Origin of the sequence: Mesorhizobium sp. M7A.F.Ca.US.014.04.1.1 (genome assembly GCF_003998745.1) — a bacterium.
Classification (GTDB): domain Bacteria; phylum Pseudomonadota; class Alphaproteobacteria; order Rhizobiales; family Rhizobiaceae; genus Mesorhizobium; species Mesorhizobium ciceri.
Genome location: NZ_RZRW01000197.1, coordinates 1 through 9,595, shown reverse-complemented (window position 1 = coordinate 9,595; position 9,595 = coordinate 1). Strand labels below are relative to the sequence as shown.

Below are 9,595 nucleotides of genomic sequence, written 5' to 3'. Positions count from 1 at the left end.
ACGAGGCGGCGCTGCCGATCGGCAGCAACCCGTCGAGCACCGCCGAGACCATCGCCGGAACGGTCGCCGACAATGTATCGGGCGGCACCGGGCCCTACACCTACGCACTGGTGAGCAACGCCATCGGCGCGCACGGCACGCTGACCTTCAATGCCAACGGCACCTACAGCTACACGCTGACCTCGCCGGTCGACGGCGCCGACGCCAACAACGGCACCAACACCGTCAACAATGTCGAGACCTTCACCTACCAGGCCACCGACGCCAACGGCAACACGATCACCAACACCATCACCATCGACGTCACCGACGACGTGCCGACGGCCCATGCCGACACCAACAGCGTTGTCGAGGGCGGGATCGTGCTCGGCAACGTGCTGAGCGACGGCACGGACGACGTGTTCGGCGCCGACGGTGCGGCGGCGGGCGGCGGCGTTGTCGGGGTCCGCGTTGCGGGCGGCGACACCACGACGGCGGTGACGACGGGCGTCAACACGGTGATCAACGGCAGCTTCGGCACGCTGACGCTGCAGGCCAATGGCAGCTACAGCTATGACGGCCTGCCCAACGTGGTTCCGCCGGCAGGCGCAACGGAGACCTTCGTCTACACCATCATGGACGGCGACGGCGACCTGTCGACGACGACCCTGACCATCAACCTGTCGGACAGCGGCCTTGCCGTCTCCAACGACGACCTGACGGTCAACGAGGCGGCGCTGCCGATCGGCAGCAACCCGTCGAGCACCGCCGAGACCATCGCCGGAACGGTCGCCGACAATGTATCGGGCGGCACCGGGCCCTACACCTACGCACTGGTGAGCAACGCCATCGGCGCGCACGGCACGCTGACCTTCAATGCCAACGGCACCTACAGCTACACGCTGACCTCGCCGGTCGACGGCGCCGACGCCAACAACGGCACCAACACCGTCAACAATGTCGAGACCTTCACCTACCAGGCCACCGACGCCAACGGCAACACGATCACCAACACCATCACCATCGACGTCACCGACGACGTGCCGACGGCCCATGCCGACAGCGGCAATGTCAATGAAGGCGCGCTGCTGACCGTGACTGCTGCGGCCGGCGTTCTGATCAACGACGTGGCCGGGGCAGATGGTGCCACGATCGACGGCGTCCGGGCTGCGGGCGGCAACACGACAACGGCGGTGACGACCGGTGTCAACACCGACATTGCCGGCCTGCACGGCACGCTGCATCTCAACGCCGACGGCTCCTACACCTACCAGTCGACGGCCCACAGCATCAACGCGAACACCACGGACGTGTTCGTCTACACCATCAAGGATGGTGACGGCGACCTGTCGACGACGACGCTGACCATCAACCTGACGGACATCAATGACGCGCCCGTAGTCGCGAACACTCAGAACTGGATGTCGAGCGACCCGGCGCAGCAGACCTTGAGCACGCCCAGCTATCCGAATGGGTATCCGCTGCTGGTCTCCATTCCGACGGATGCGGACGGGGATAACCTCATCGTCACCGCTACGGGAACGATCCCCACCGGCACGTTCTATTTCAACGGCGTGACCTATATCGCCCTGACAGCCGGCACGGTGCTGTATAATCCGTCCGGCGGTATCAACCTGCTGGACGATCTGGTTTATCGGCCGACCGCATTGCAAACTGACACGGTCAACAACAACCTGTCGCTGGATGTCTATGACGGGCACACTCACGTTGCACAGACTGTTGGCATCCACGAAGTGCCGCCGACCAGCCTGCCCAGCGACACGTCGCAGATTGGCGATGGCAGCAGTCCGCTGACGTCGGGCAATGATCAGGTCACGACGCTTGCTCTGTCGCAAGCGACGGTAAACGCGATATTGGCGGATCCTCACAGCGCAACTGTCGTCGTCTATACCGATTTCCAAAAGACGCCGATTGATACGCCGATTGACCCTTCAGAGCGAAACCCAGGTGCGTTCGGAGATAGTAGCGCAGGGTCGCATCGTGAACAGGAGGTTCAGGTCGAGATCAGAATTGGCACCAATCACTTCGCCGCAGTAGAAGACGATTTGACCGCTGGGACCTTCGAGCAGACTTGGTTCTACGATCCGGCCACGGGTCAGATGAAGGCTACGGTCGACTACGATCACATCTTCCTTCTCGATGGCGCAGGCAATGCCACCGCTACGACGCTTGCCAGCTACTTGATCGCGCATCCGCCGGCAGCCGGAGACTCGTGGACCCTGTCCTACTTCGACAATGATGGCGGCAGTTGGCAGGCCCGCTCCGTCAATTTCTCCTTCTTCTCGCACAATCCTGGTGATCCCGGGATCACGGTGAACGGTGACCCAACGCTGGCCGACCAGATCTATGGAACGTCCGGTATCGACCAGCTCAGCGGTAATGGCGGCAATGACGTCATCGTCGGCCGGGGCGGCAATGACTTCCTCAGCGGCGGAGCCGGCAACGACCTGCTCAGCGGCGGCGACGGCAACGACCTTCTCATAGGAGGTCTCGGCCAGGACACCCTGACCGGAGGAGCCGGCGCCGATACGTTCCGGCTTGAGAATATCGACATCAAGGACCTCATCACTGATTTCAGCGGCGTGGGAGGACATGGCGACAAGATTGACCTGACCGCCCTGTTTGACACGGCGCCTGGAGGAGCCAATATCGGTGACTTCGTGAACTACAATGCGGGGACGGGTACGCTCAGTGTCGATGCCAACGGCAGCACCGGCGGCGCCAACTTCGTCGACGTGGCAACGCTGACGAACCTGCCCGCTGCCAACACGATCACGCTGCTCTACGACGATGGCATAACCCAGCATCAGACAACCGCAAACCTGGTCTAACGGCATAGCGCACAACCATGCGATTATGTTATACGTCGCTAATATTTAGGGGAGCTAAACATGAAACGTTCTGCAAGACTGCTTGTTTCCGCTGCGACGCTGTTGCTGGCAGTCGGGTCGACGGGGTATGCCGCCGACATCATCGAAGGTCCGACAGGCGATTATTGCCGGGTCGTCGGCACGTCCAATCTGGTCTTGAACGACAACATCGTCGATCTGAAGCAGCAGGTGGTGAAGCTGATGGACGAGTCGGTCGCCGCCGCCAACAGCTCGGAGTGGATCAACTCGTCCCGGCCCGTCTTCGTCTGGGCATCGGAAGCCAAGGTCGCCTGCGGCATGGCTTACGGCTACCTGAAGACGAACTACAAGGACGAAGACACCCTCAACAAATGCGAGTGTTTTCACGATCGCATGGTCGAGTACATGCACTGACCGGATAGGCGAACCCACGCCTGTTGGCCATCATGACAGCCGCCGGATCATTCTCGAAGGCGATCGCAGGCGGGATCGCGTTCGTCGGCTTTGGCCTCACTGTCACGCTGGCCCACGCCAACTGGCTGGAACGGCCTTTTGTGGAACAACAGCAGCCGTCCAGCCTGACGCGGCCGGCACACTGTGACACTGCCACGGAGTGGACCCGGCAGGCTTTCAAGGCGTTTGCCAGTTGCCAGGCATCGATCTATGGCCTGGAGCCGATGCTGGCGCATGCGGTGATGGAGATCGAAAGCGGCTTCGATCCCGGCGTGCAAGGCGCCGATGGCGAAGTCGGCCTGATGCAGGTGATGCCGGCGACCGCCAGGATGCTCGGCTTTCGAGGTTCCCTCGACGATCTCAGCGCGCCGGCGGCCAACATCGCGCTGGGGGTCAAATATCTTGCACAGGCCAACAGGCTCGCCGCGGGTGATCTCTGCACCACCGTCATGAAGTATCGCGCCGGGCACAATGAAAGCCGGTTCTCGGCCCTTTCAGTCCGCTACTGCCAGCGTGCGCGGGCAATCCTGGCAAGGGAAGGGATCGAAGTGACCGGCCCCTTGCCGGTGGCGACATTCGGCTTTTCCGCGTTTTCGCCAGGCGGGGAGGGTGGAGCCCCTGCCCAGGGAAAGGGCGTTTGCGTGCGCCGCGTGTTCGTGCCCGGGCCGCGATACATGAAATGCGCCGACTATCGAAGTGCCGGGCAAGCAAGGCAGATCAGGGCGCTCAGAGGCAGGCTTTTCGGCGGCTAAAAGAACTACAGACGGCACTGCAAGTCCGCCGTAACATGCGTTGAAGACCAGACCGGGAACAATATCCGGCGGCACATAGGGGTGGAGCATTCATGGAAGCTGGCCGACAGGTCCACCGTCCGCGGACATGGGCAATCGCCTTGGCGCTCGCCGCGATCGTGTCGGGCTGCCAGTCGAAGGGCGGCGTGTCCGAAGTGCTCGATCCGGCGGCGGTTACCGCGCCTGCCGGGCAGAACGGCGCCGCCGGCGCCGGTCCCGTCCAGGCGACCCAGTCGATGGGCACCGGCTCGACCAAAGTCACGATGCTGCTGCCGCTGTCCGCCCCTGGAACGGCCGGGGAAAACGGCAGGAAGATGCTCGATGCGACCAAGCTGGCGATGACGGATATCGGCAACGGATTGCTGGCGCTGACGGTAGAAGACACCAAAGGCGACAGCGCACTGGCCGGCAAACTGGCGGTTACGGCCATTACGACGGGGTCTAAAGTCGTCATCGGCCCGACCGAGCTGCCGGCGGCCCAGCATATTGCCACGCTGTCGGGGTCGAAGCGGCCACCGGTCCTGGCGCTCGCCGACAATTTCGCCGGCGGCCCCGGGGTCTATGCCGTGCTCCTTGGCGAAGCGGACAGCGCCGCCGCGGGCGCCGCGGGACTGGCCGCGAAAGGCAGCAAGAAGTTCGTACTGCTTGTCGCGGATGGCCCAAACGCCGGCGCCATGGAGAAGCGGGTCGCAAACAGCCTCAGCATCTACGGCGCGGCGCTCGCGGTCACTCTCCGATATTCTGCCGGCGACGGCGCGAAGACGGTCGACGAAATGGGCTCACTCGTGGACGCCCCCGACGCCGTCATCGTCGCCAGCGGCAATGGCAGTCCGTCGCCTGTCCTTGCCGCCCTCAAATCGAAGGGCATTCCGGGAAAGACGATCTCCGTCGTCGGGACGAACCGTTGGCTGGAGCACCCCATGGATCCGCTCTTCGAGGGGGCGTTTATCGCCACGCTCGATCCAAGCGAAACCGGGCCGATCGCCGACCGCTTCAGGACGACATACAACTATCCGGCTGACGTCAATGTGGCCTACGCCTATGATATGGTTGCCCTGACGGCAGGGATTGCCAGCGCGGTCGGGCCCGATGGTTTCAGCAAAAAAACTCTCGAGAATCCAAACGGCTTTCGCGGGTCGACCGGCCTGTTCCGGTTTCGGGCCGACGGATCCAGCCAACGCTCGATGCCGTTCTATCGGATTGAAAAAGGTGCGCTCAAGCTGGTTGCCAAATCGACGTCGGGTTTCTGACCGGCGCAAATCCCTGGGATCCTGTTCAAGCTGATGGCCAGGCCGGGCCGCAGCCGCTTGGCGATCGCACTTGGAAGCCTCCTGCTCCTGGCCGGGATCCTGCTGATCATTCAGGGCGGGGCGTTGCTTTCGGTCGATCAGCCTGTCCGTGCCCGGTCGCCAGATGTTGACGACACGCAGCCTGTCCGGCCGTTTGCCCCGGTTGCCGGCGCACAACGCCTGGAGCCGGCGCGCAAGGTTGCTCAAGACCTGATCGCTCCACCACGGCTTGATCCCGCTGAGATCGAACGGGCCGAGCCCCGTCCGCCGCTCAGCGAGCTCGGTCTCGCCGTGCCCCCGAAAACGCCGATGCCCAGGGATTGGCGGGAGGTCTTGCTCTACCGCCCGGTTGTCACATCATCGGCGATGTTCGAAGCCATGGGCCGCAAGGTGTTCATCAGCGGAGTGCGAGGCATCGATCTCGACAGCTCCTGCTCGTTTCATGACGTCACCTGGCCTTGCGGCGTACGCGCCCGCGCCGTTTTCAATTCCTGGCTGAGGGGACGCGCGCTGCACTGTTTCGTACCGCCGGACGTCGAGCGTTTTGCCGTCGCCGCACCGTGCAGGCTGGGCAAGCAGGATGTTGGCGCCTGGCTTGTCTCCAACGGCTGGGCCACGGCGCTGCCGAGCGGCATCTACGGCTAGGCGGAGGCGACAGCCAGGGACGCGGAGATGGGCATGTTCGGCCCGGCACAATAGGCTGTCATTCAATCCCTGATGTTTTGTTTGTTAACCGCCACGGGCGCAGCCTTGATGGGGTCATCGCGCAATCGATTAAATTGCAATGTTCCTTGAAACTGAAATTGCAACACACCGGCCTTATACAAGCCCATCCACAGGAGATCGGCCAGTGACAAAGACTATGGCGAGCACCACCGACCAGGCATGGAAAGGCGTCGCTTTGCTGACCTTTCTGGGAACCGCTGCAATCCTGGGCGTTTCCGTCGGTCTCAATTATCTGCTTCTGTTCTCGGAGGCGCTGACGCCATTTGGGCGCAGCATGGTCACGGCAATCCTGTTGCCTGTCGTTCTTGGTGTTCCGCTTTTTCTGTTCGTTGGATTGAAACAGATCGAGCTTCGTCGCTATCGCCGGGAACTCGACAAGTCGGCAACCTTCGACACCACGACCGGCTGCCTGAACGGAGCGGTCTTCACGTCGATGGTCGAAAAAAGAACCGCAAGGCCGTCGGTGCCGGGGCCGAAATCCGGCGCCTTCCTGGTCATCCATTCGGAGCATCTGCGGTCCATCAACCTGCGCTTTGGTCTTGAATGGGGCGATCAAGCCTTGCGGCTCATAGCCTCAACCATACAATCGTCAGTGCGCGCGGAGGATCTGGTTGGACGCATGGGGACGTCGATGTTCGGGGTCTTCCTCGCCGGCGCGACCGAAGCAGAAGCCAGGGAAATCGGCGAGCGTATCAGGGCGCGCATCGCACAAGTCTATTTCGCGCCAAAAGGCACCGAGGATGCCTTGACGGTCAAGGTCGGCGGCGTGGTGTTCGAGAACCAGGTGGAGTTCGCGGACATGTTCCGGTCCGCCGAGCAGCGCATGGCCGGCGTCCAGGACGGAGCCGCGTTTGAGCTGACGCATCTCCATAGCTGATAGTCGCCGGGAACCGGAGCCAGGGGAATTGTCGGACGCGGACGCCCTCACGCTGCCGGCGGGGTAACCCGAGAAGACGCCGCCCAGGTTTCGGCGATGGCGACGATCGCCGCGTTGATCGGTCCGCTCGGGATCGCCGGCATCACCGAGGCGTCGACGACAAAGGCATTGTCGAAGCCGTTCAGCCGCAAGTCAGGATCGACGACGGCCTCGGTGTCAAGACCCATCCGGCAGGTGCCGGCCGGATGATGATGGGTGGAAGCAGCCCTGGCGATGAAAGCATCGAGTTCGGCATCGGACCGAACCGGTGCGCCTGGCAGGATCTCCGTATCGCGCCATTCGTCCAGGGCCTCATGATGGCCGACCATGCGCGCCCGCTTCAACGCCATCCTGAATGTCGCGCGATCGTGTTCGGTTTCGAGATAATGCGGATCGATGACCGGCGCATCGTTGCGGCCCGGCCCGCTCGGTGTGATGCGCCCGCGGCTTGTCGGATGGGTGACGCCGCAAAGGATGGTAAAGGCCGAGCCATAAAGCGGGGCATTCAGGCCCTCGGCCGCCGACGGAGCGACGACGCAGGCGAGCACGATATCGGGACTTCCCATGGAGCGGATCGGGTCGTCGCTGTGCAGATACATCAGCGATTCGGAGTGCTGCAGGCGGGAAGGCGGCACCGGCTTTTTGGTGCTGTAGACATTTCCAAGAGCCAGCAGATGATCCTGCAGGTTGCGGCCCACCTCGCTGCGATCGGCAAGGCAGCGTATGTCAGCCTGCTTCAGCGTATCCGGGCAACCAATGCCCGACCGCATGAGGATGAGCGGCGTGGACGCGGCGCCGGCGCAAAGGACAATCCGGTCGGCACAGAGCGTTCTGGTCTGGCCCTCGCAGACCACGCTCACGCCCGTGACCCTGTGGCCGTCCAGCACCAGATGCTCGACCTCGTGGCCGGCGAGCAAGGTCAGGTTCGGCCGCGCCATGACCCGCGGCGGCAGATAGGCGTCGGCGACGCTCAGGCGCTTGCCGTCGCGTATGTTGAGTGAATTGGGGCTGGTGCCGACCAGCTCGCCGCTGTTGTGGTCGCTCAGGGCGGGAGCCCCCATGGATCGCCCGGCGGCGATGTAGGCACGCACGACCGGACTGACCTCGGCGTCCGGCAGATAGACGTCCAGCGGGCCGCTCTTGCCGCGTGTTGGCCCGTCGAAAGCGGTGAAGGCTTCGCTGCGGATGAAGCCCGGCAACAACCCCCGATAGGACCAGCGCTCGCCGCCGGCTTGCACCCAGGGGTCGAAATCATCGGGATGGCCGCGCACATAGGCCATTGCATGCAGGCAGCTCGAGCCGCCGACGATTTTGCCGCGCGGCCATTCATGGACGCGGTTGGCGGTGAAGGGCTGGGGCACGGTCCGATAGCTCCAGTCGTAGGCGCGGCCCTGGAGCATCGTCCATTTCAGCGGGTCGGCGATGTCGGGATCGGCCGGCATCGTCCCGGCTTCGATGAGGCCGACCTGGCACGACCGGTCTTCACTGAGACGGCTGGCAACAACCGAGCCAGCGGATCCCGCGCCGATGACCAGCACGTCGAAATGACGTTTCAATTTGAAATTCCCCGCACAGGCTCGATGTCAGAGGTGATGCGATCACGCGGCAAAGGCGCCGGCATTCGACCGTTCCATGATCTGTCTCTGCACCGACAGAAGGTGCGCGCGCATTGCGGCCTCTGCCGCTTCGGGGTCGCGCTGCGAGATCGCTTCGGCGATCAGGCGATGCTCGCCGTCGCGGTGGGCGATCCGCTTGGGGCAGGTGGGTGCCGCGGTGCGCGCAACCTTCACCCGCGCATCGACACCGACCTGGCGCAGCATCTTGTAGAATTCCGCGGCGAGGTGGTTGCGGGCCGCGGCAACGATCGCGAGATGGAAAGCGAAGTCGACCTCACCCGACGGGGCGTTCTCCGGCGTGGTTGCCGCGTCGAGGATCCGCGCCGTCTCGAAAGAGGAGGCGCGCAGCGACGCCAGTCGGGCAAGGCCCGGCTCCATAATCAGGCGCAATTCCAGGACCTCGATCGGATTGGTTACCCTGACCAGTTCCTCGCCATATCTCGGAAGGGCGGTCGGCGCCCGCCTGGCGCGCGCCGGTTTGAGGTCGCCTGAAAGGCGCAGCACTTCAAGCGCCTTGCGAAGCTGATGGCGCTTGACGCTCAGATGTTCCGCAAGATCGCGCTCGGACGGAAGCTTGCCGCCGCCCTGCTGCAACTGGCGGACCGCGGCGATGATGTCGTCGAGATCAGATGGTCCGACCTGCGGCTCGAATGCGCTCAAAACCAAATCTCCTGTCCGATCGGCAGACCGCCGACTCAACGTCCCGACATCATATTGTGACACGAAAACCTGTTCGACGGCACTCAACCAATTCAACCAATCTACAACTGTACGCAATGGTTGACAACACCAGTTGCGCGATGGTTGACTGCCCATGTCGACGGTTGCCATCGCGGCAGACGTCTTTCTCCCGAGGATCACGCATGCCGGCTGGCGAAACCTTTGACTACGTCATTGTCGGTGCGGGATCGGCCGGCTGCGTGCTGGCGAACCGGCTGAGCGAAGACCCTGCCGT

Annotated in this window: 8 protein-coding genes; 6 read left to right on the top strand and 2 right to left on the bottom strand. The window is 63.3% G+C overall.

Annotation, left to right across the window (positions count from 1 at the left end; genetic code table 11):
* From EOA22_RS15190 to EOA22_RS15165, 6 genes are all read left to right on the top strand, one after another.
* On the top strand, nt 1-2,831 hold a 2,831-nt coding region (locus EOA22_RS15190; protein ID WP_127390061.1), incomplete at its 5' end, for an Ig-like domain-containing protein.
* 60 nt (nt 2,832-2,891) lie between these two features.
* Nucleotides 2,892-3,263: a hypothetical protein gene (locus EOA22_RS15185; RefSeq protein ID WP_027163714.1), complete on the top strand. Its 372-nt coding sequence runs from the start codon at nt 2,892-2,894 to the stop codon at nt 3,261-3,263.
* 32 nt (nt 3,264-3,295) lie between these two features.
* Nucleotides 3,296-4,054 carry a transglycosylase SLT domain-containing protein gene (locus EOA22_RS15180; protein WP_063170328.1) on the top strand — a complete coding sequence of 253 codons (759 nt, stop codon included), beginning with the start codon at nt 3,296-3,298 and terminating at the stop codon, nt 4,052-4,054.
* 140 nt (nt 4,055-4,194) lie between these two features.
* Entirely contained in the window at nt 4,195-5,343 is a 1,149-nt protein-coding gene (locus EOA22_RS15175) for an ABC transporter substrate-binding protein (protein WP_244514232.1), read from the top strand.
* Between the two features lie 33 nt (nt 5,344-5,376).
* Nucleotides 5,377-6,027 carry a thermonuclease family protein gene (locus tag EOA22_RS15170; protein ID WP_127390060.1) on the top strand — a complete coding sequence of 217 codons (651 nt, stop codon included), beginning with the start codon at nt 5,377-5,379 and terminating at the stop codon, nt 6,025-6,027.
* A 205-nt stretch (nt 6,028-6,232) separates the two neighbouring features.
* Complete coding sequence (locus tag EOA22_RS15165; RefSeq protein ID WP_082826542.1) at nt 6,233-6,985, top strand: GGDEF domain-containing protein; 753 nt, start codon at nt 6,233-6,235, stop codon at nt 6,983-6,985.
* A 47-nt stretch (nt 6,986-7,032) separates the two neighbouring features.
* On the opposite strand, the gene EOA22_RS15160 is transcribed toward EOA22_RS15165, so the two are convergent.
* Both EOA22_RS15160 and EOA22_RS15155 read right to left on the bottom strand, forming a co-directional pair.
* Nucleotides 7,033-8,580, bottom strand: coding sequence for a GMC family oxidoreductase N-terminal domain-containing protein (locus tag EOA22_RS15160; RefSeq protein WP_063168895.1), 1,548 nt, complete (start codon nt 8,578-8,580; stop codon nt 7,033-7,035).
* A gap of 42 nt (nt 8,581-8,622) precedes the next feature.
* On the bottom strand, nt 8,623-9,300 hold the full coding sequence (locus tag EOA22_RS15155; protein ID WP_013529856.1) for an FCD domain-containing protein: 678 nt from the start codon (nt 9,298-9,300) through the stop codon (nt 8,623-8,625).
* Between the last annotated feature and the right edge of the window lie 295 nt (nt 9,301-9,595).

What these genes read in the sequence shown, in the direction of transcription:
- EOA22_RS15185 (WP_027163714.1), top strand. Translation starts at nt 2,892, where the DNA reads ATGAAACGTTCTGCAAGACTGCTTGTTTCCGCTGCGACGCTGTTGCTG.
- EOA22_RS15180 (WP_063170328.1), top strand. Translation starts at nt 3,296, where the DNA reads ATGACAGCCGCCGGATCATTCTCGAAGGCGATCGCAGGCGGGATCGCG.
- EOA22_RS15170 (WP_127390060.1), top strand. Translation starts at nt 5,377, where the DNA reads ATGGCCAGGCCGGGCCGCAGCCGCTTGGCGATCGCACTTGGAAGCCTC.